The organism is Campylobacter sp. DY7, from assembly GCF_057802535.1.
Genome location: NZ_JBYJAU010000070.1, coordinates 1 through 500 on the forward strand (window position 1 = coordinate 1; position 500 = coordinate 500).

A 500-nucleotide genomic window follows, 5' to 3' on the forward strand; every position below is an offset into this window, starting at 1 on the left:
GCGCGACAGGGCCGGCCGGCGCGCTACGACTACGAATATCGCCGCAACGGCACGGTCAACCTGTTCGTTTTTCTCGATGCTCATCGACCCTGGCGCAAGGTCGAGGTCACCGACAGCCGGACCGCCCGGGACTTTGCCGAGTGCATGCGGGATCTGGTCGACCGGCACTACCCGGCGGCCGAGTGCATCCGCGTCGTGCTCGATAACCTCTCAACCCACTCCCCGGGCGCCCTCTACGATGCCTTTCCCGCCCCAGAGGCACGCCGTCTCATGCGGCGCCTGGAGTTCCACTACACACCCAAGCACGCCAGCTGGCTCAACATGGTCGAGATCGAAATCGGCGTGTTGCGTCGACAATGCCTCGACCGCCGCATCGCCGAGCGCCATCACCTCGTCACAGAAATCGATGCATGGGAGCGGCAGCGAAACGCCGACCGCGAGCGCATCAAATGGATGTTCACCACCGAGCGCGCCAGAGACAAACTCGCTCGCGCCTATCC

Annotated in this window: 1 protein-coding gene; it reads left to right on the plus strand. The window is 64.6% G+C overall.

All coding sequences use genetic code 11. The features are described from left to right. The coding region (locus tag AC1B00_RS09755; protein ID WP_488849536.1) for an IS630 family transposase at nucleotides 1-500 on the plus strand (500 nt) is incomplete at both ends.